The organism is Paenibacillus litoralis (genome assembly GCF_046244365.1).
Taxonomy (GTDB): Bacteria; Bacillota; Bacilli; order Paenibacillales; family NBRC-103111; genus Paenibacillus_V.
The window spans coordinates 830,575-850,918 of the sequence record NZ_CP176395.1 but is presented as its reverse complement, the minus strand read 5'-3'; the positions used below and the strand labels follow the sequence as shown (position 1 = coordinate 850,918).

The 20,344-nt window shown below is 55.9% G+C and carries 16 protein-coding genes; 3 read left to right on the top strand and 13 right to left on the bottom strand.

What is annotated here, in order from left to right:
* Window positions 1-17: 17 nt before the first annotated feature.
* The 4 genes from ACKGJP_RS03590 to ACKGJP_RS03575 all read right to left on the bottom strand — a co-directional run bounded on the left by ACKGJP_RS03590 (window position 18) and on the right by ACKGJP_RS03575 (window position 4,554).
* Window positions 18-1,010 (bottom strand): ABC transporter ATP-binding protein, encoded by a 993-nt coding sequence (locus ACKGJP_RS03590; protein WP_409344323.1) that lies wholly within the window; start codon window positions 1,008-1,010, stop codon window positions 18-20.
* Window positions 1,007-2,047 carry an ABC transporter ATP-binding protein gene (locus tag ACKGJP_RS03585; RefSeq protein ID WP_409344322.1) on the bottom strand — a complete coding sequence of 347 codons (1,041 nt, stop codon included), beginning with the start codon at window positions 2,045-2,047 and terminating at the stop codon, window positions 1,007-1,009. Before ACKGJP_RS03585 ends, ACKGJP_RS03590 begins: the two co-directional genes overlap by 4 nt.
* 274 nt (window positions 2,048-2,321) lie before the next feature.
* Window positions 2,322-3,242, bottom strand: a complete 921-nt coding sequence (locus ACKGJP_RS03580) for an ABC transporter permease (RefSeq protein ID WP_409344321.1) — start codon at window positions 3,240-3,242, stop codon at window positions 2,322-2,324.
* 412 nt (window positions 3,243-3,654) lie between these two features.
* Window positions 3,655-4,554 (bottom strand): ABC transporter permease, encoded by a 900-nt coding sequence (locus tag ACKGJP_RS03575; RefSeq protein ID WP_409344320.1) that lies wholly within the window; start codon window positions 4,552-4,554, stop codon window positions 3,655-3,657.
* 187 nt (window positions 4,555-4,741) lie between these two features.
* Between ACKGJP_RS03575 and ACKGJP_RS03570 the strand changes: the two genes are divergently transcribed.
* The 3 genes from ACKGJP_RS03570 to ACKGJP_RS03560 are packed head-to-tail and all read left to right on the top strand — an operon-like array spanning window position 4,742 to window position 8,702.
* Window positions 4,742-5,968 (top strand): amidohydrolase, encoded by a 1,227-nt coding sequence (locus tag ACKGJP_RS03570; protein ID WP_409344319.1) that lies wholly within the window; start codon window positions 4,742-4,744, stop codon window positions 5,966-5,968.
* On the top strand, window positions 5,965-7,452 hold the full coding sequence (locus ACKGJP_RS03565) for an amidohydrolase family protein (protein ID WP_409344318.1): 1,488 nt from the start codon (window positions 5,965-5,967) through the stop codon (window positions 7,450-7,452). The genes ACKGJP_RS03570 and ACKGJP_RS03565 overlap by 4 nt, the downstream gene beginning before the upstream one ends.
* Before the next feature lie 29 nt (window positions 7,453-7,481).
* Window positions 7,482-8,702, top strand: coding sequence for an amidohydrolase family protein (locus ACKGJP_RS03560; RefSeq protein ID WP_409344317.1), 1,221 nt, complete (start codon window positions 7,482-7,484; stop codon window positions 8,700-8,702).
* Between the two features lie 398 nt (window positions 8,703-9,100).
* Here ACKGJP_RS03560 and ACKGJP_RS03555 read toward each other — a convergent pair whose 3' ends face one another.
* From ACKGJP_RS03555 to ACKGJP_RS03515, 9 genes are all read right to left on the bottom strand, one after another.
* Window positions 9,101-12,697, bottom strand: a complete 3,597-nt coding sequence (locus ACKGJP_RS03555) for a DUF4855 domain-containing protein (protein ID WP_409344316.1) — start codon at window positions 12,695-12,697, stop codon at window positions 9,101-9,103.
* 323 nt (window positions 12,698-13,020) lie between these two features.
* Window positions 13,021-13,473 carry an effector binding domain-containing protein gene (locus ACKGJP_RS03550; RefSeq protein ID WP_409344315.1) on the bottom strand — a complete coding sequence of 151 codons (453 nt, stop codon included), beginning with the start codon at window positions 13,471-13,473 and terminating at the stop codon, window positions 13,021-13,023.
* Window positions 13,470-14,240, bottom strand: a complete 771-nt coding sequence (locus tag ACKGJP_RS03545) for an alpha/beta fold hydrolase (RefSeq protein WP_409344314.1) — start codon at window positions 14,238-14,240, stop codon at window positions 13,470-13,472. Before ACKGJP_RS03545 ends, ACKGJP_RS03550 begins: the two co-directional genes overlap by 4 nt.
* A gap of 79 nt (window positions 14,241-14,319) precedes the next feature.
* A complete protein-coding gene (locus tag ACKGJP_RS03540; RefSeq protein ID WP_409344313.1) occupies window positions 14,320-15,237 on the bottom strand; it encodes an amidoligase family protein in 918 nt (305 codons plus the stop codon).
* 236 nt (window positions 15,238-15,473) lie between these two features.
* Complete coding sequence (locus ACKGJP_RS03535) at window positions 15,474-16,346, bottom strand: phosphotransferase (RefSeq protein WP_409344312.1); 873 nt, start codon at window positions 16,344-16,346, stop codon at window positions 15,474-15,476.
* Between the two features lie 386 nt (window positions 16,347-16,732).
* On the bottom strand, window positions 16,733-17,248 hold the full coding sequence (locus ACKGJP_RS03530; protein ID WP_409344311.1) for a DinB family protein: 516 nt from the start codon (window positions 17,246-17,248) through the stop codon (window positions 16,733-16,735).
* A 50-nt stretch (window positions 17,249-17,298) separates the two neighbouring features.
* Window positions 17,299-17,691, bottom strand: a complete 393-nt coding sequence (locus ACKGJP_RS03525; protein WP_409344310.1) for a VOC family protein — start codon at window positions 17,689-17,691, stop codon at window positions 17,299-17,301.
* 220 nt (window positions 17,692-17,911) lie between these two features.
* The gene (locus ACKGJP_RS03520) at window positions 17,912-18,979 is read right to left on the bottom strand and encodes an alpha/beta hydrolase (protein ID WP_409344309.1); all 1,068 of its coding nucleotides are present in this window, start codon (window positions 18,977-18,979) and stop codon (window positions 17,912-17,914) included.
* Window positions 18,980-18,984: 5 nt separating this feature from the next.
* Window positions 18,985-20,328 carry an alpha/beta hydrolase gene (locus ACKGJP_RS03515; RefSeq protein WP_409344308.1) on the bottom strand — a complete coding sequence of 448 codons (1,344 nt, stop codon included), beginning with the start codon at window positions 20,326-20,328 and terminating at the stop codon, window positions 18,985-18,987.
* Between the last annotated feature and the right edge of the window lie 16 nt (window positions 20,329-20,344).

Here is a 20,344-nt window from a genome sequence, read left to right as displayed (position 1 = left end):
CGCTGCACTTCAGCAGGCTACACCAAATGACACGCGACCCGGTGCTCGTCCCCGACCTGGCGCAGCTCCGGCGCCTGCGAACGGCAAGTCTCTATCGCCAGCGGGCAGCGCGTATGGAAGCGGCAGCCTTGCGGCGGATCGATCGGCGAAGGAATATCGCCTTTCAGCAGAATGCGCTCCCGCTTTTCCTTCCGGTCCGGCGTCGGAATCGACGACAGCAGCGCCTTCGTGTAAGGATGCTGCGGGTTTTCGAACAGCGACTTCTTGTCGGCGATTTCGACGATTTTGCCGAGATACATGACCATGACGCGGTCGGAAATATGGCGCACGACCCCAAGATCGTGGGAAATGAACAAGTAGGTGAGCTTATGCTCCTCCTGCAGCTTCTTAAGCAGGTTAAGCACTTGCGCTTGAATGGATACGTCGAGCGCTGAGACCGCTTCGTCGCAGATCATCAGCTTCGGCTGCACCGCGAGCGCGCGCGCAATGCCGATCCGCTGGCGCTGGCCGCCGCTGAACTCGTGCGGGTACCGGTCGATATGATCGGCCCGCAAGCCTACGTAGGACAGAAGCTCCAATATCCTGTCCGCTTGACGCTCTTTGGGAACGACCTGCTGGATCGTCAGCGCTTCTCCGAGAATATGCCGTACGGTTTGCCGAGGGTTAAGCGATGCGAACGGATCCTGGAAAATGACCTGCATGTCTTTGCGCATCGCCCGCAAGCCGCTTTTGGACAGACGCAGCACATCTTGCCCCTGGAAGGTGATTTCCCCCGCCGTCGGCTCGTCGAGCCGCAAAATCGCCCGCCCCGTCGTCGATTTGCCGCAGCCGGATTCGCCTACGATGCTGAGCGTTTCGCCTTCGTAAATCGTGAAGCTGATGTCGTCGACTGCCTTAACATGGTTGACCGTCCGTCCGAAAAACCCGCCCTTAATCGGGAAGTACTGCTTCAGTCCCTTGATATCCGCGAGGACGCGTTTGCTTTGGCCCTTTTTTACGGTTGCCGTCATCGCATGCCACCGACTTTCGTTTGGATTATCGTTTCCGCGCCTGCATCCCATTCCGGCGTCGCCATCCAGCAGCGCACCTGATTGCCGCCTCCGGCATCGACAAGCTCCGGCATCCGGGCCGTACAGATCGCTTTCGCATGCTCGCAGCGCGGTGCGAACCGGCAGCCCTGCGGCATGTCATACGGGCTTGGCACGCTCCCGGGAATCGCCAGAAGCTCCTCCATATCTTGATCGAGACGAGGCAGCGAGTTGAGCAAACCGATCGTATACGGATGCTTCGGACTCGCAAACAGCTCGTCGGCCGTCGTATATTCCACCACTTTGCCCGCATACATGACAGCCACCCGGTCGCACGTTTCGGAGACGACGCCGAGGTCGTGAGTAATCATAATCATGCTCATGCCGAGCTGCCTCTGAAGCTGCTTCATCAACTCCAGTATTTGCGCTTGAATCGTTACGTCCAGCGCCGTAGTCGGCTCGTCCGCAATGAGGATTTCCGGGCTGCACGCCATTGCCATGGCGATCATGACCCGCTGCCGCATCCCGCCGCTCAGCTCGAACGGCTCCTGCTTCGCCCGCTTCTCCGGCGACGGAATGCCGACCAGCCGCAGCATGTCGACGGCCTGCTCCCAAGCTTCTTTGCGCCCGAGCTTCTTATGCACGCGGAAGACCTCCGCGATCTGCTCGCCGACCGAATACACCGGGTTCAGCGACGTCATCGGCTCCTGAAAAATCATCGAAATGTCGTTTCCGCGAATGGCCCGCATTTCCTCGTCCGTCTTTTTCAGCAGATCCTGTCCTTTAAAAAGCACTTCGCCACCGACAATCCTGCCGGGGGGACTTGCGATCAGCCGCAAAATGGAGAGCGAGGTGATGCTTTTGCCGCAGCCGGACTCGCCGACCAGGCCGAGCGTTTCCCCTTTATGCAAGGTGAAATCGATGCCGTCGACCGCTTTACTGACCCCTTCGCCGGTAAAAAAGTGCGTCTGCAGCCCGCGGACCTCCAACACTTTTTCGTTCATTATCGGTTTCGTCATATGGATTCCTCCTTAAACTTTCCGTCAGGAAAGCTGCTTCGTAAGTGACAAGTGTGAAAGTGAAAGATAGTTGAAGATAAGCTATCCGGTTTGTCAGGTATCTCCTTACGGTCGCTCTTGTGTTCAGGAAATTTGGTTGGAAGCCGCGTTAATGCGGACATTTCCTGAACACAAAGGCGAACGCTCACGCTCCTTCAGGAGACACCCGCCACCCCTACAGCAATCTTCCTTACAAAGCTTTCAGCAAAAAAATTTGCTGCCTGTGAGCTTGCCACTAGTCCAGCTTAATCCGTTTGTTAAAGTAGCGGTACAGCACGTCGACGACCAGATTGACCAGAACGAAAATGAGCGAGGCTACAAGGACGCCTCCTTGCACCATAGGCAGATCCCGCATCCGAATGGCGTCGACGATCAACCGGCCGAGGCCGTTAATCGCGAATACCGATTCCACCAGCACCGTGCCGCCAAGCAGGACGCCGAACTGCAGGCCGACTACCGTAATGACGGGAATGAGCGCGTTCTTGAGCGCATGCTTATAGACGATGACGCGGTCCTTGAGCCCTTTGGCTTTGGCCGTTCGGATATAGTCCTGGCGAATGACGTCGAGCATGCTCGAACGCGTCATCCGGGCGACGATCGCCGCGCCCGACGTGCCCAGCGTGATGGCCGGAAGCAGCATATGCTTCCACGTCCCCCAGCCCGCAACCGGCAGCAAGTGCAGCTTAACCGAGAAGAAATAGATGAGCGTCAGCCCGAGCCAGAAGCTCGGCATCGAAACGCCGATCAGCGCGATGATCATGATCGTGATATCGGATTTCGTGTACGGCTTGGTGGCGGAAATGATACCGGCCAGCATCCCGAGCACAACCGTGATGAAAATACTGGCGAGCGCCAGCTCGATCGTAATCGGCAGCCGGATCATGATCTCTTTGGATACCGGCAGACTTGAGCGCACGGAAGTACCGAGATCGCCCCGGAACACGTCGGCGACATAGTGCACATATTGCATGGCCAGCGGCTGGTCCAATCCCATTTGATGACGGATGCGCTCCACCGTCTCCGTGGAGGCTCCTTCGCCGGCAAGCAGTACCGCCGGGTCGCCGGGCACGAGCTGCATGATCAGGAAGACGACCAGTATGACGCCGAGCATAACCGGAATCATTTGGAGCAATCGTCGAATGATATAAATGAACATGTTGTTCCTCCTCTAAGTTCCTCGCGAACGTTCATGACCTGGGCGGTCAGTAATGGGAATAACGACTCGGCCGCCGCTCGCGGCTTAACGGACTTTCGGGGCGTTATCCGGCGCACATCAGCGCAATCATGAAAAATAGCGGATTTTCAGGGACTTAGATGCCCGGTTTCAGGTACCGGTCCGTCGATCTCGCTCAAATAACGCCTTCAAAATCCGCTATCGCACGCCATGCAGGCTTTTTGGTGAAATAACGCCTTCAAAATCCGTTATTGCATGCCATGTAGGCTTTTTGCGAAATAACCTTCAAAATTCGTTACTGCACGCCATGCAGGCTTTTTGGTGAAATAACGCCTTCAAAGCCCGTTACCGCACGCCGTAAAACACCGCAGCAGCGTCGAAACATTCCAAAGCTTTACTGCTTCATCCGCGGATCGAGCGCATCGCGCAGCCCGTCGCCGAATACGTTGAAACCGATGACGAGCGTCGAAATGGCGATTCCCGGGAACAGCGCCAGCGTCGGCACCGTGAACATGAAGTCGCGGCCGTTGCTCAGCATGGCCCCCCATTCGGCCATCGGCGGCTGTGCGCCAAGCCCGAGGAACGACAGCCCGGCCGCGGAAAGAATCGCAGTCGCGATCCGCAGCGTCGCCTGCACGATGATCGGAGACATGATGTTCGGCAATATATGAACGAAAATGATACGCACATCCCCCGCGCCAAGCGAGCGGATGGCATCGATATATTCCAGCTTTTTGACCGTTAAGGTGGAACCGCGCACGATGCGGGCGAACATCGGAATCGAGAACACCCCTACCGCGATCATGACATTGACCAAGCTCGGCCCAAGAGCGCTTACAATGGCTAGCGCAAGCAATATGCCCGGAAAAGCAAGCAGGACATCCACTACCCGCATGATGATCGTATCGACCCATTTCCCATAGTAGCCGGCAAGCAATCCCAGAATGATGCCGAAGAACGCGCCGATCAGCACGGCAACGAATCCTACCGCCAGCGAAAGGCGGGTGCCGTATATCAGACGGCTGAGCACATCCCTGCCCTTATCGTCCGTTCCAAGCAGGTGCTCGGCGGATGGCGGCTTCAGCTTGTTCACCAGATCGACCAAGTACGGATCGTGCGGCGCAATGAGCGGCGCGAGCAGAGCCACCAGCAAATAAAAGACGATGACGCCCCCGCCGGCCATAGCGAGTTTATTTTTGCGGAATTTGTAATAAAACGCTTTCCATTTGCCCGGTCGCAATGACGCCGGCTGCTTTGAAAACGATTGCTTTTGTTCGGCAAGCTGTCCATTCATGATCGATTTCCCCCTTCGTGTCCTTAAAGTTATCAGAAAACGGGCCCAAGTAAATACGGTTCGGCCAATGCGTAAAGATCCTGCAAATACAGGTAAAGATTATTAAAAAAATTGGCGGGAATTTGTCTATAATGGAGCTTGTACTTGTTAGCAAACCTTATTTTGGAAGAGAAAGGGTGAACGATTCGTGAGCTCCGCTTATTGGCTGACCAATGTTCGTTTGGAAAGCGGCTACCGGATGGAAAACGGAACAATCGCCGGAACCGAAACCGAAATTTGTCATTTACGCATGGAAGGCGGCATTATTCGCGAGATCGCGCCTGCCGCGGCTCCGCTCATTACCGGGCTGCCTCGGCTGGACGCCGGGGAGCTGCTGCTTCTGCCGTCCTTTATCGAGAAACACGTTCATTTGGATAAAACGCTGCTGGGCGACGCGTGGCGCGCCGTCATTCCCGCTCCGGGCGTGGCGGGACGCTGCGAGGTGGAGAAGCGCATTCTTCCGTCGCTGCCGACGTCAAGCAAAGCGCGCGCCGAGCTGCTGCTGGATACGCTGCTTAAGAGCGGCTCGACCGAGGTTCGTACGCATGTCGATCTGTACCCTGACGCCGGCTTGCGCTATTTGGAAGCGGTTCAACAGGCGCTGGAAACGTTCGAGGGCAAGCTCTCGTCCGAAATCGTCGCCTTCCCGCAGCACGGCCTGCTACGCAGCCATGCGACGCAGCTCGTCCGCGAGGCGCTTCGCCAGGGCGCTACCCTGGTCGGCGGCGTCGACCCCGCAACGGTCGACGGCGATATCGAGGCTTCGCTCCAGCAAATGATGGAGCTGGCCGTCGAGGCGAACGCAGGCGTGGATCTGCATTTGCACGATCCGGATTATTTGGGCACCTATACGATGAGAAGATTAGCGGCATTAACGATGGAGGCCGGCTTGCAAGGAAGAGTCGCGGTCAGCCACGCCTTCGGCATCGGCGACGTGCCTGCGGGCGAAGCGGCGGATCTTGCGGCCGTTCTGGCCGAGGCCGGCATCACCGTCATCACGAGCGTGCCGCATAGCCGCGTCATTCCGCCCGTGCCTCTGCTGCGCGACCATGGCGTCAATGTCGCCGTAGGCTGCGACAATATTTTCGACACCTGGCAGCCTTATGGCAACGGCGACCTGCTGGAGCGTGCCGGACGTCTGGCGGAACGGTTCCGCTGGATCGACGAGCGGTCGCTCGGGCAGTCGCTCGGGTTCATTACGGGCGGCCGGACGCCTCTGGACGCGGAAGGCAGACGCGCATGGCCGAACGTCGGCGACGAGGCGAGTATGCTTCTCGTAGACGCAAGCTGCTCGGCGGAAGCCGTCGCAAGACGCGCGGAGCGCAAGGCCGTCTTTTTCCGGGGAGCGTTAGTGGCGGGAGGACTGGGCGAATGATCGATCTCTTGCTCGTGAACGGCGTCGTCATTACGATGGATTCGGAAAGGCGCATTCTCGAAGACGGCGCCGTGGCGATTCATAAAGGAAGGATCGTCGAGGTCGGCGAAACGGAGCTGCTGCGCGGGAAATACGAGGCCGAGCGGACGATCGACTGCAAGCATCACTGCGTGCTGCCCGGGTTGATCGACGCCCACGGCCATGGCGGCCATTCGATGTTCAAGACGATCGCGATGGACAGCCCGAGCTTCTGGATGCCCGTTATGACGCATACGTACAAGCATTTCGTGACCGACGAGTTCTGGTATTACGAAGGTAAAATCAACGCGCTGGAGCGGCTGAAGGCCGGCATTACGACAGGCGCCTGCGTGCTCGGCTCGATGCCGCGCTCGGACGACCCGGTCTTCGCGCTCAATCATGCCAAGGCGTATGCCGAAGTCGGCGTGCGCGAAATCGTCTGCACCGGCCCTTGCAATCCGCCGTGGCCGCATTCGTTCAGCCGCTGGGTGGACGGCAAGCGCATCACGCGGGACGTCACTTACGAAGAAGTGCTCCAGGGAGCCGAAGCGGTGATTGAAGCGCTCAACCATGCGCACGACGACCGTATCCGCGCGTTCATTACGCCGTTCGTCATTGTTACCTCCGTCAATCCATCGGCACCTACGCCGGCGGACCAACTGTACGGACTAACGGATCACGATCGCTACCAGGCTAAACGGATCCGGGAAATCGCCCGCAAGTACGACACGCGCATCCATTCGGACGCGTTCGGCGGAATGGTGCATCTGGCCATACAGGACAAGGAAAACGCCCTGCTCGGGCCGGACGTGCATCTGCAGCACTGCCGCGGCCTGTCGTTCGACGAGGCGCGCATCCTCGCCGAAACCGGCACGAATGTCAGCTCCGCGCCCGGCTTCGGGCAAGTGAACGCGCGAACGCCGATTACCGAGCTGATCGAGCTCGGCGCAACGGTCGCGATTACGACGGACGGCACGGCGCCTGCTGCGAGCTTCGACATGTTCCAAGCGATGCGCAAAACGCAGCTGATCCACCAGGCCGCGCTCAAGGACTATTATTATTTGCCTGCCGGCAAGCTGCTGGAGATGGTGACGATCGACGCGGCGCGCTGTGTCGGCTGGGATGACGAGCTGGGCTCGCTCGAAGCCGGCAAAAAGGCCGACGTAATCACGGTCAACATGCGGCAGCCGCATTTGACTCCGGCTTTTATGTACGTGCACCGGCTGGTGCATCAAGCGGTCGCAAGCGATGTCGACAACGTCATCGTCGACGGCAGGATCGTGATGGAAAACCGGAACGTGCTGACGGTGGACGAGGGGCTGGCGATCGACGAAGCGAACGCCGAGGCGCAGCGCACGGTCGAACGGGCGGGCTTGCAGAAATATATGCAGCCGACGAAATATTTTTGGGGACACGCGAGGGCTTACCTGGATGAGAAACGATTCGATCCGGGCGATCTGGTTTAACCTATTCGAACTACGAGAGGATGACGTTCATGAATACGGCCTATTGGTTGACGAATGTAACGCTGGAGAGCGGATACCGGTATGAAAACGGGGCGATCGCCGGTACGGAAACCGAGCTTTGCCATCTCCTTATCGAAGACGGCAAAATCGCCCGCATCGCAGCGGCCGGCGAAACGCTCGAGGACGGCTTGCCGACGCAGGACGCCAAAGGCTTGCTCCTGCTGCCTTCTTTCCGGGACATGCATATCCACATCGATAAAACGTATTACGGCGGGCCATGGAAGGCTTGTACGCCGCCGGTCAACATTTTTACGAGGCTGAACGAAGAGGTCGAGCTGCTTCCGCGTCTGCTGCCGACGGCTCAGGAACGGGCCGCCCAAATGGTCGAGCTGCTCAGGCGGAACGGCACGACTCACATCCGCACCCACTGCAACGTCGATCCGATTATCGGGCTCAAAAACCTGGAAGCGACGCTGCTCGCGCTCGAATCGTTCTCAGGCAAGCTGACGCATGAAATCGTCGCCTTCCCGCAGCACGGCCTGCTTCGCAGCAACTCCGTCGGGCTCGTCCGCGAGGCGCTGCTGATGGGCGCGAACATGGTCGGCGGCGTCGACCCGGCAACGGTCGATCTGAACATCGAGAAATCGCTGAACACGATCATGGAGCTTGCGGTAGAAGCGAATGCGGACATCGACGTTCACCTTCACGATCCGGGCCATCTCGGCACGTTCACCTTCAAAAGGCTTGCCGCTCTTACCGAAGAAGCCGGCTGGCAAGGCCGCGTGACGGTCAGCCACGGACTCGGACTCGCCGACGTGTCTCCGGAGGAGCAGAAGGAGGTCGCCGCCCTGTTCGCACGCCTCGGCATCGCGGTTACGTCCACCGTGCCGATCAACCGGGCGACCATTCCGTTCCCTCTGCTGCGGGAGCAAGGCGTGGACGTATCGCTCGGCGACGACAGCATCACCGACCACTGGTCGCCGTTCGGCCAGGGAGACAGTCTGGAACGCGCGGGCCGGCTCGCCGAGCGGTTCCGCTGGAGCACGGAGCGCGCACTCGCCGAGACGCTGGGCTTCATTACCGGCGGCAAGCTGCCGCTCAGCAAGGAAGGCGAGCGCCTGTGGCCGCTCGTCGGCGACGAGGCGGACGCGGTGCTCGTCCACGCCACCTGCTCGGCGGAAACGGTCGCCCGCCGGGCGAAGCGCCAAGCCGTGCTGTTCCGCGGGAACATCGTGTCCGGCTCTCTGTAATGGTTTGACACAAGTTAAACGGCTTCACTGATAAATTGAGAAAAACCCTCGGCGCTTCATCCTTGAATCCGCCGGGGGCTTTTTCCATTTTCTATGCAGGATAGGCTAGCCGTTCTGCGGCTACGCATCGGCTTTCGCTCCTCGAACGGTTCTGCAGATGGAGGAGGGAATGGGGCGGGGGGCGGCGTGTGTGTGTGCGGTTTCTTCCCCCGTTTTGGGATACAGATTGTGGGGGTATAACGGATTTTCGCGTTCTTATTGGACCGTTTTGGAGCGGGACTACGCCTAAAATGGTAACGCCCCCGGAATCGGTACGATATACCTAGACAGGTGTCGAACGCTGAAAAGCGGACCCCTTAGTCCAAGCAGGCCCGCTTTTCAGTCATGCTATATTCTTTTTACAGTGTACGGGCATCGCGAAGCAAAATTTTTGCCGCCTCGTTCGATATATGCTTGCCGGCTTGCGCCTCCACTTGATTAATAAAGCTTTTCACATTTCCTCCATCAAGCTTGCTTAACAGGGCATTTGCAATTCCGTTATTGTCGATCCAACCGCTGCTTTGGAATCGTTTCACCAGCGCCTTTAAGCTCTCCAGGCTTGCGGCGGTTTCAAATCGGACCGTCCGGCTTGTCTCGTTGCCCGCCAAATCGGTGACCTTAACCGTAAGTTCATGCGTTCCGGGTTCCAAAGCGTACAGGTCAAGCGCCGTTCCGGACTGCACCGTTTTCCCGTCCAGCAACGTAACCGTCTTCGCTGCGTCAATGCCCGAAACGCTGTCGGTTGCCGTAAACTGCGGCGTTACAAGATCGGCGGTGGAGTATGTCCCTTCGATAGGCGCCGTGACAGTAATGACGGAAGGGGTACTATCGATAGAAAAAACAACAATTTTCGGCTCTTCTGCATTTCCTTCACGATCCGTCGATCTGTAGCTAACGTTGTACTTCCCATCCTGATCAAAGACTAGGGGCGCCGTATAGACCTGCCATGTCGCTCCTCCATCCGTGCTGTATACCGTTTGCGCTAAGCCTGACGCAGCATCCTGCGCCGTTAGGCTTACCGTAACCGGCTGCTTATACCACCCATTTTGTCCGTTCGGCTGTTCCGGCGAGACAACTGCCGTTGTGACCGGAGGAGTTTGATCGACTTTCTTGTACTCGAACGCAACTTTTGCCGGTTCGGTCATATCGCTTGTTGCCAGCTGAGCCTCATAGATTCCTTCGACATTACCAGTAAGCGTAAAGGCAATCTGGAAGTCACCTGATTCTGTAACGGCAGTCCTGCCTTGGTATTGAATATGGCCTTGCGGGTCGAGCACTTTTACATTCACATCGGCAATCTTGCCGTTCATGGCGAGACCCTTAATCGTTACGTTTTTGGTTGGCGCATTTACCGTTGCTTTCAGCCCGTCAATCGTTTTGACGGCTTCTTTCTTCGCCAGATTGTACACGCCGAATTCGTAGAAAGAATAGCCGTAGAACGTCTCTCTTTGGAGACCTTGGAACTTGATGTATCTTGCCTTAACCGGCTCGAATAGAATCGTATTTTTGCCGTCTTGCGCATTGATAATCCCGTTATTTTCCGCTATGACGCTCTTCCAAGTTTGCTTGTCGTCGGATACAAGCAGCTTGAACGTTTTGGCGCGGGCGTATTCCCAATCGATTCTTACCGTATCCATCTCGGTCGGTTCGCCAAGATCAACCTGGAACCACGTATTGTCAACCGTATTGCTCGCCCAGCGCGTAGCGGGGAAACCGTCGACCGCCTTGCCTGGCGCCAGACTCGCGGCTTCTACCGACGATGCTTCAGCCGGTTTATCCTGCGCCAAGCTTCCGACCAGGAAGTACACGCCTTCTTTCAGCGTATTGTATGCGCCGCCTGCAATGCCTTGCGTTTTCTTCAGAAGATCGAGCGTTTCGTTGAAGCCTTTGAGATACTTCGTTACTTGGGCTGCATCCACGCCTTCGAAGCGTTTCATCATTTCCAAATGGGTGCTTAGAGCCCGAGCCCCGTCGGCGTTCGTGATTTGATTGCTCGCCTTGAAATCTCCAACCAGCTTCATCATGCTGGAAGCGTTCATGCCCGCTTGGATCACGTAAGTGGTCGTCTGCGTTTTGGCTGCCGCTGCCGTAATGGCCAGCTCGTGCTTACCCGCTTTGCCTGTCAGGTCAATCGGCGTTCCCGCCGTATACGGCTTGCCGTCGAATTTGGCGGTTACTTGCGTGAGACCGCTTCCATCGTCGTCCTTGATCGCCCATGTAAATTGAACCTTCTCCGTATCCGGTACGACGACGCCGCTTTGCAGCGCTTGTCCGTTTAATTGGACATTGACTTCAGGCGGAGCCTCGTTTTTGATTTGATAAGTACCTTTTACAAACTGATAAAGCCAATCGTACAAGACGCGCGTTGCAGGAACCGAACTGACTGCGGAATCGTACACGGCATTGTTTCCTTGGTAATAGGCCTTAAAGGAAGACTGCATAATCCCTGTTTCAACGCCGCTGTTCAAGTAATCGATAAAGCGTTGGCGGAACACGCCGTCATTGATCATCCGGTCGTCAAATTCAAGCTCCAGCGACATCCCGTGTTGTTTGGCAATGTTCGCGGCGTCTTCAAGCCGGCTGTAGTCCATTTCCTCAAAGAAATAGTTAGGCTGGAAGTTTACCGCATCAATCCCTACCTCTTTCCACATATACGATTTGTAAGCCAGGGAGTGCGGAATCCAGAACAGCTTCAAGTTTTTGGCGTGAACAATATCGCTCGCCGCTTTCAGCGTGGCAGGGCCGGTCGAGGACGTGCTGATTTGCTCCTCCAGCCAATACATGCCGACAAGCTCAAGGTTGGAGTAATTTTTGGCCGCCCACTTCTGCTGCGCCTGATCGACATACCATTGAACGGCCTTTGCTCTGTTCTCGACCGCTTTCTGAGCTCCAATCGATTCCCTGAAGTCTTCGCTTACGCCGTCGCCGTCAACGTCGCCGAAATCGCTCTTATACTCGCCCGGATCCGGAATCATCAGAACGACTTTGGTTTTATGATCCGGTTGACCCAATTTCGCGCCGACTTCAACCGTTGCGGCATTCAAATGATCCATGTCGCCGTCGTTTTTAAACGTCTTGTCCAGATACCAGGTCCAATCCGCTTTGTTGGCGCTTCCATTAAATCCCGTACCGTCCGGAGTATTCAACCCCAAATAAAGAACGCCGTCGAACATCCAATCCACCGGCTCGCCGGATTTGTTGACATAGCTGATGTTGGGAATGATTTTTTCTTTGCTCCAGTCGCCTTTGCCTCCTGCATAATGGCCGTTATAGAGCAGTCCCAGGTTGCGGATGCCCCCCGTAGCTTCTCCCGCTTGCAGGAAACCCGTTGTGTCGGGAAGAACGGTTTCCGCACCGGCAAGCTTACCGTCCGCGCCCATAATCTCGATCTCGTCGATCAGCGTCCACGCTCTCGTGTGCATGGAGAAAGTCACTTTCACATAACGGGCATAAGCCATCTCGGCATTGGGATTTTTGTCGTTGCTTCCATCCCACGTATAAACCTCGTCCCTCGGCGGCCCGTCTCCCCACAACAGCTGCGTCGCATTGTCCGAAAGCGTTCCCCAATGGATGTTGTCGTCGGAGACGTACATCGAAACCGTCAGAGGGACAAGCGCTTCACCCGTCGGCCAGTCCTGCAAAAACCTTGCCTTGATTTGCGAAATCGATTTGGACTCGCCTAAATCGAACGTCACTTCGCGGGTCTTTTTTTTCTGATGTCCTACCCAAGCCGGATCCGACATATTCAATGCGCCGCGCTTTCCATCCGTCAGCTTTTTGCTGCCGTCAGGCCGGCTTGCTTCCGGCTGTTCCGACCATTGATAATCGAGGCCCAAGGCGAGATTCCGAATCGCAGGCGCGGACTGCCCTTCTTCCGCTTGCGCTGCCGGCGCCGCGGATACTAACATAGCCGCTATGGCGGACATCGTTACCCATTTCTTATTTATTCTCATCATCTAGCTCCCTCTTTATTTGGAGTAAAGAACCGTCAAACCTAATGACATGCTTTCGCTTCCAACTTCATTCGAGGCTCTTTCCTCCTTCCATTAACACAATCATCAGATAAATCGTAGAAGCGCTTTCAATTGTGTCTGTACTATTTACATTAAGAAACTTGCCTCGCGAAGCAAAGAGACTAGTCATTACTTTCGTATACATTTGTTTACCTTGCCCTCCGGCCGGTGCGAAACGTTCTAGCATGACGACAAAAAAAGCCGCGGATTACGCGGCTTCTCTGTTAAAGGCTTCGATCGCTGTCTGAAGGTTACGGTTACCCGGCTTAGCCCCGCTTAACGGGCAAATACCACTCCACCATGCCCTTCGGCTGAAGATTCGGCGCAAACATTTCGAATCTCGGCTTGGATAAGTCGATACCGTATCTCACCTGATTTTCCTCGCTGCAGATGGACCCCCAAAACTCGCCGATATGCGCTTCCGCAAAATGAAAGAGGACATACTCGTCTTCAGGTAGCGTGTAGGCGACCATGCCTTCCGGCACTTCGCCTGCCGGCTCGACCTCTACGGCCACGAGCGGAACCAAGCCGTTAGGCAGAATGATCAAGTAGGGATGATCGCTTTTTCTGGACGCTATTTCGCCTACTCTCGCTTCCATCTGCGCAAATAAGTCATGCTGGTCCTCCAGCTTCCCGCCTTGAATTCCGATAAGCCGGACAGCTCCGATCGTCACGTTCCTCACTTGAACGACATCCTGAATATTGACGGCTTCACTCACGTTGCAGTCCTCCCCTCGATCGAATAGGTTTCCAAAAACTGAAGAATGGCATCGTTGACCAGCGTCGGGTATTCCCTCTGCATATGCGGCCTATGGCTGCCGCCCGGCACGTTCATGTATTGCGATCCTTCCACGAGAGCGCTCAGATGCTTCAGCTTCTCCTCGCCTACGTAAGGATCGTGCTCTCCCGCAATAAAGAAGGACGGCGAACGGATCGAACGCAGCTGCTCTTCCGTAAGCTGCGGATACAAGCGCCAATCGATGGCGCTTTGGCGCATAAACTCCTGCCAATCCCCCCTGTGCGCTTCCGCATGCCGTTCCTTAGCGAATTCTATCGTTTCTCGGGGTCCGTTCTGCAGAAGCCATTCCGGTTCAAATTGCTCCACCCCAGACGGATCCGCAAACCCGCTCGTGCCGATCGTCGTCAAGGTCGCTACCCGTTCGGGACGATTCACCGCCAGGTACAGGCCCACACTCGCACCCAAGCTGTAGCCTATGATATGCGCGCGCGGGATGTTTAGCGCATCGATAAAATCGATGATATCGTCCGCAAGCTTCGGCGTGCTCCACTCGAGGCTGTCGCAGCGCGTACGCCCATGTCCGCGGAAATCCGGATAGTAGCATGCGTAACGCTTCTGAAAGTCGAGCAGTTGACTGGCGAACGCCAGAATTCCTCTCGAATAGCCGCTGTGCAAAAAGATGACGGGATCTCCGAATCCCATTTGTTCGTAGAACATGTCCAGATCGCTCACCTGTATGTACGGCACGGCTTCTTCTCCTCTGCGATGGATTACCTAAAAGCGATTAGCCCGAAAGGGGAACAGCGCCTCCTCGAGGCGCCGGATCTTATTCGGCTGCAGGGAAGGAACCCGCTAGCTCCCAGCCGTCCGCGGACGGCAAAAACTTGTACGTGGACAAATGCCCCTCCCGGTTTTCGACCGCAACGACAATCCCCCCGGGCACCGGTAAGATGTGATGAATCTCTCCCTCCGGTACCAGCCGGTTCGCAATGGGCGTTAGGACAGGAAGAAGCGATTCCTCCAGCCATATGCGCTCCTTGTACCATTGAGGCGGACAAACGGCAGCGGGGTAACCGTCAGCAGGAGCTCCCAGCTCGGCCGCCAACCGTTCCGGATTACCGGGAAGCCGGCGGCCCGCTCCGACCGCCGCGACGAAGCGAAGGCACAGTTCAACCGTTCTGACAATTTCGTCATAGTCCAAAGAGCCGTTGGCATATCGGATTTCTACGGTCCCGATGTCGAACCAAGCGGCAGCGTTTATGCCGCAGCGATGGGACTGAGGCCGACCGTTCCGATAGCGAAGAGCGTCCGGACCGGGTTCGGCCGAATACCGCCTCGTCATCTCCTCGGTAACCGGCGGACAGTATATACGCCTATGCTCGCTCATGCCGAGCAGCGACTGTAAACTGTCCTGAGCGGTTAATGCCGTCTCGAGAAGCGGCCGAACGATCGCCTGTCCCCATTGCTGTAGGTCGACATGAACATGAAGCCCGCAGCTCCAATTCGCCGCCGCCCCTTGCAGCTTCAGCCGGTTCAGCATTTCGCGAATTTGCTCCCGCTCTTCCCAGCGCAGCGGCGGCGGCTTCAGCTCGCTGCCCGACTCGTTTCCCGTCTCGTCTATCTGTCTTTCGTCCAGCGACATTTCCCAGCCGGGAAGCAGTTCCGTACTCTCCGGAGCCCCGCCTATAAACTCGATTTCCACTCCGAATCGGAGGTCTTGCCAATCGATCGCTTTTGGCCACATATTGAAGTCCGTCCCCTCATTTGTCAGATATTAATAACAAGATGATTTGTTCTGCATGAGGAGAGGCGGACCTCGGCATTAACGGGGGATTTTCTCTCTTAACAAGGCAATCCCTCCTTCTTCTCTTTTGTGCCTGCTAAATTACCTATATTCTACCAACTACGCCGAGTCCAGGGAAGTAAAATCTACCCGTTAACCCGATAAACCATTAACCTCGTGGTATGCGGTGCGGAAGACTACTGGCCGTGGCGGCTCAGCAGACCTTTCCAGTAGTCCCATGCCTGCAAATACCCCGGCAAATCATGCGGATGATGCAAGGAGCAGATGCCGATGCGGCAATAGAGCTGAATCGCCGTCTCTTCGATCAGCCTTGACGTTTCCACATGTTCATGCCGGAGCAGCTTGTATGCCGCAAGCAGCGTTTCCAGGCTCAAATCATCCGGCGACGAGCAGAAGGCATACAGCAGATCGTAGCGCGCAGGACCGATCATCGGCGAAGGGTCGATCACGCCCTTCAGCCTCAACGACCGGAACACGAAATTGTGGACGCCGGTGTCGCCGTGCAGCAGAAGCTTTTCTTCGTCGTCAGCCGTAATGTTTGCAACAAGCGCTTGTACCCATTCCAAATCTTCCGCCGGCAGCAGCTCCCCGGCACGGCTTCGCCAGCCTTCCACGCTCCGCTCATGGAATTCCCGCCAGGATTGGCGCGGAATTTGCAGCCTGCCCCACTCTTCCTCAGCCGGAACTTTTTGATAATGATTGAGCAGCCCTTCGACCAGCAGCGGCAGCCATTCGTTTTTGGGTCCTCTATTGTAATGGGTTTCGCCTGCCAGGTATTCATATAGAAGAAGCGCTTCCGCAGAATTGGAGTGGAGCAGCTTAGGCAATAGGTCCGTTCCGGAATAAGCAAAATAAAACCGTTCCGCCATAGCGATCTGCTGCGGGCTGTCCAGCTTCAAAACATATTTCGGCTCGCCGTTCGCCGCCAATACGTAGACGCTTCCGTCTGTCGTCCCTTTCCTTTCACTTATAACATATTCGTTATATTCGATGACTCCTTTTACCTGAAGCTCGCTGACGATTTCGCGAATGAGTCGGCTATCGGACATGCTCGTTTCCCCCAAATCAAGACGTATGCTTTAACCATAGGATCTCTCCTGACGAATCACAAGGTAAAGTTTCCGTTTACTTGATTGTACTCGCGGACCGACAAGGATAAACGGCTTCGCCGTCCTTCTGGACGAGCGCGTTTACCGTTGAAATATAAGCACTTGATAGGTGAAACATATAAATTCTTAATATTTAAAAAAGCCGCCGATGAACGGCAGCTTGGCCACTGTAAGCTGCGCCGCCCCAGTTGCAGAAAACTCAGATGAACTTCTTTCGTGAATGCCCACCTATGCAAGAGGAACGTAGGTACGCTATTTCCAACATTCCCTCTCGATACTTGCCTAATGCGGAACTACAGTTCGCTATTCGGTGTTTCGAGCTGAAGCTACCCCAAATATCTTTCCTTAACCACGTTAAGATGATGAAGCTCGTGACCGGCTATGATGTAAGCCAGCGCCCTTGCGGACAGCTCGCTGTTGTTCGCAACTCCCATTCTCGACCAAGCTTCCTCCTGCAGCCCGCGAAGCAGGGTCAGCGTAGATCGGCGTACTGCCGTATAATCTTCGATCAGCCCGGTTAGCGGCGACGAATCGAAAGAGGCGCCATTCACATAGTCGTTCTCGTCATATCCGGCAAGCGGCGTCTTGTCTCCTCTCGCGATGCGTAGCAGACGGTAGCCCATGATCCGTTCCGTGTCCGTTATATGCCCTAGCACTTCCTTCAAGCTCCATTTGCCTGGCGCATAGCGGAACAACGCCCGATCCTCGGGAAGCGCCGCAAAAAAACCGCTTATCGTCTCAAGCTGCCGGGATAACATATCCGTGATGTCCCCCTCGGGAACCAAGCGAATGTATGTATCGTAGTATGGGGCATATTCTTCTCTCGCAGGTCGAACGGTCATGAAAGCATCTCCTCTTCATCGGTTTGATAAAACCTCGTCCCTAAGCAACGTTACCCGCCAAAAGCAATCCGGTAGCCGTTATTGTCGCGAATCGTAAATTCGCTCCATCCGTCGCTCCAATTCGGCCCGCGCGCGATCTCGACGCCTTTGGAACGAAACTCCTCGTACAGCTGTTTTAATCCGGCAGCATCGGAATAGCAAAAGGCATCGAAATAAAGGCCTCCCTCGACGGAGGAATTCGGTCGGACGTCTTCCGCCCGCCTGGCGGGGTGCAAAATAAAAGTTACCGCTTCCCGCTGCATGTGGATGTGACCGCCGATGTTTTCGGCTGTAAATCCGATGCTTTCGTAGAACGCCGACGCCTCGGCCAAATCGGCCACCAGCAAAACCATCGAGGGTCCTTTTAAGCTTACCACAGCTTCGTTCATCACCGTCAACTTCATCCCGCCCTCCATAAAGGTAAAATGTGGATATTCCTAGAGTCTACCCTTATATTCGCGTCAACTGCCCGTTATCCTCTTTTCCATAGAACCGGCCGTCCGCCGGCCCGGGGCCGATCAAGCATACGGGCTGCCCGGAGGACCATTCCGCTTCCGGGAGGAAGACTCTGCGTTCAAGACAAACCAAAAACGCCGCAAGGCGCACCTTGGGCGTTTTTTGAACCTACTCGCCGGAAACACGGACGAGTTTGGAAGCCGACATGCCTCGATACTCGACCGTGACCAACGTTTCTCCACTTTGTTTGGGCACGATCGTTCCGTCTTCCCGTACATCCAGAACGGTATGATCCTCTACCGTATAGGCCGGCCGCAATACAGACCTCGTAAACCCGTCTTCCTGCTCGGCGATCGGATTCAATCGGCAAGCCGGACCCTCAAGGCTTACGTTCTCGCAGCCGCACAAGGTCAGCGACCGGCTGTTCCCCTTGACTCCAGTCCCGAACAGATGAATGAGCGGAGAGGCCAGCCTTGCCGCCCAGTCCTTCTCCACATGCTCGGCATCGGGATCGCAGTAATACGCAAGCGCATCGTCCTCCGTATACCCCAAATCCAGCAGCTGCTCCGCAACTGCGCGGACATGCTTTTCCATCACCAGCGTTCCTTCGCGGCCGCCGAGATCGATCCAGATGCGGGAAATCGGCTGCTTTTGCCGGAAAATATGCAGCAGCGGAACTTCCACCAATGTCTCCGGGTCTACGCAATAGAAATACGGGGATACGATAGCCAGCTTTCCGAAAATGTCCGGACTGCGAAACCCGATATGGTAAGTCACCTGCCCGCCTCGAGACGACCCCATCAAAGCCGTATGCTCAGGACCCGCCTTCGTCCGAAAAACCGAATCGATGTAAGGCTTCACCTCGTCGATTACGAAGCTTTCGTACAAATGGCCTTTGGGCCGGATCGGCACTTTATCGGATGGATAAAGCACCCCTTCCAGGTCATGGGTAAACTCGTCGGCCCGCTCCATGCCCATATTCGAGATGCCGACCACGATAATTTCCTCCATCAGGCCTTCGGCTGCCAGCCGGTCGACCGTTGCATGCACGTTCCAGGAATACCCGTTGAATGCCGGATGGAAAATATTTTGTCCGTCGTGCATATACAGGACCGGGTACCGTTTGGCCGTGTCATGCCGGTAGCTTGGAGGCAAATAGACGAACAAATCTCTCCGGTTGTCCAAGCTGGCCGAATAAAAGCTTTCGATTCGCAAAATCGTCGATCCATTAGTCATCGTCATCACCCCAATAAGCGCTCGGCTACGAAATCCACCCAGTTTTCCACCTCGTAGTGCAGCAGCAATCCGTCGTCCGCCGTAAACGTCCGATATGGAATTTCCCTGCCTTGCCGATCGGTCTCGTGCTTGCCGAGCCCCCGGGAAATACGAAATACGAAAGAAACGTTTCTCGGCACCTCGAACGTTCCGCCGAACAGCCCTTCGCGAATCGGAGGCAGCTCGATGCCGGCATACAATTGTTCAGTCGGCGGCGTATTTTCCGGTACCTTCACGTACATCTGAACCGTGACCGTATCGGAAATGTACGGAACGACAGCGATATCGAGACTCGCCGTCAATTGATGCCCGAAATAAGTGACCGTCGCACTGCCCGTCTTCTTAGGCAGCAGGTTACCGTCCCCGCTTACCTCGACGATCCCCGGAACGGACACTTCATAGCGGGCGTCCAAATCCGTCATCATAAAGCCGCTGTCATAATGGACGACCGGGTTCAGCGTACCTCTCGGCCCTTCCAGTCCGATGACACCGGGACCGTGCAGCTCGATGCGCACCGGAGTACCGATATCACCGAAGAAGTAGAGAAGCGGTGCATGGACCCTGGCAGCCCAATCCGTCTGGGAATGTCCGGATCCGACCGCAAGGAAGTACATGAAGTCGTCTCCTGGCTTGTAGCCCGACTGAACGAGAACCTCTGCGACATGGCGCACATGCTTTTCCATAACGGTAAACCCTTCCGAATCCCCGACGTCCATCCAAATTTTCCGGGCCCCTTTCCCCGTGTACACCTCGCTTAACCAACGCTCCTCCATGGTGGCCGAATCTACGCTGACGAAGAACGGACATAACGCCCCGATCATGCCGAAAATGTCCGGATGGCGGAAGCCGATATTGTACGACACCAGTCCGCCGGCGGACGATCCCATCAAAGCGGTATTCGCTTTGTCCGGCAAGGTCCGGAATTCCCTGTCGATATAGGGCTTTACTTCTTGGAGAAGAAATTGCTCGTACAGCTCGCCTTGGTTCGTCGTATCGAACACGTTATGCCCGCCGGGATTTGCATGCATGTATTCGGCGATCCTTGCATCCTCTACATGCGAAACCGCGACTACGATAATTTCCCGCATCTTCCCTTCCGCAACCAGCCGGTCCACGGCAAGATGAACGTCCCAAGACTCGCCCTTCCGATCTTGAAAGAAAACGTGCTGCCCGTCATGCATGTACAGAACCGGATACCGTTTCTCGGCCTGACCTTCATAACTCGGGGGCAAATAAACGAACATATCGCGATCGTTATTCAAAATAGCCGAATGAAAATGTTTGATTTCGATTAACCGCGATGCCTTCACCGGGTGCTTCCTCCTA

Coding starts and splice junctions, on each gene's coding strand:
- ACKGJP_RS03540 (WP_409344313.1), bottom strand. CDS start 15,237: ATGTGGCCAAAAGCGATCGATTGGCAAGACCTCCGATTCGGAGTGGAA.
- ACKGJP_RS03530 (WP_409344311.1), bottom strand. CDS start 17,248: ATGACCGTTCGACCTGCGAGAGAAGAATATGCCCCATACTACGATACA.
- ACKGJP_RS03555 (WP_409344316.1), bottom strand. CDS start 12,697: ATGATGAGAATAAATAAGAAATGGGTAACGATGTCCGCCATAGCGGCT.
- ACKGJP_RS03565 (WP_409344318.1), top strand. CDS start 5,965: ATGATCGATCTCTTGCTCGTGAACGGCGTCGTCATTACGATGGATTCG.
- ACKGJP_RS03580 (WP_409344321.1), bottom strand. CDS start 3,242: ATGTTCATTTATATCATTCGACGATTGCTCCAAATGATTCCGGTTATG.
- ACKGJP_RS03585 (WP_409344322.1), bottom strand. CDS start 2,047: ATGACGAAACCGATAATGAACGAAAAAGTGTTGGAGGTCCGCGGGCTG.
- ACKGJP_RS03535 (WP_409344312.1), bottom strand. CDS start 16,346: ATGTCCGATAGCCGACTCATTCGCGAAATCGTCAGCGAGCTTCAGGTA.
- ACKGJP_RS03520 (WP_409344309.1), bottom strand. CDS start 18,979: ATGACTAATGGATCGACGATTTTGCGAATCGAAAGCTTTTATTCGGCC.
- ACKGJP_RS03525 (WP_409344310.1), bottom strand. CDS start 17,691: ATGAAGTTGACGGTGATGAACGAAGCTGTGGTAAGCTTAAAAGGACCC.
- ACKGJP_RS03575 (WP_409344320.1), bottom strand. CDS start 4,554: ATGAATGGACAGCTTGCCGAACAAAAGCAATCGTTTTCAAAGCAGCCG.
- ACKGJP_RS03590 (WP_409344323.1), bottom strand. CDS start 1,010: ATGACGGCAACCGTAAAAAAGGGCCAAAGCAAACGCGTCCTCGCGGAT.
- ACKGJP_RS03560 (WP_409344317.1), top strand. CDS start 7,482: ATGAATACGGCCTATTGGTTGACGAATGTAACGCTGGAGAGCGGATAC.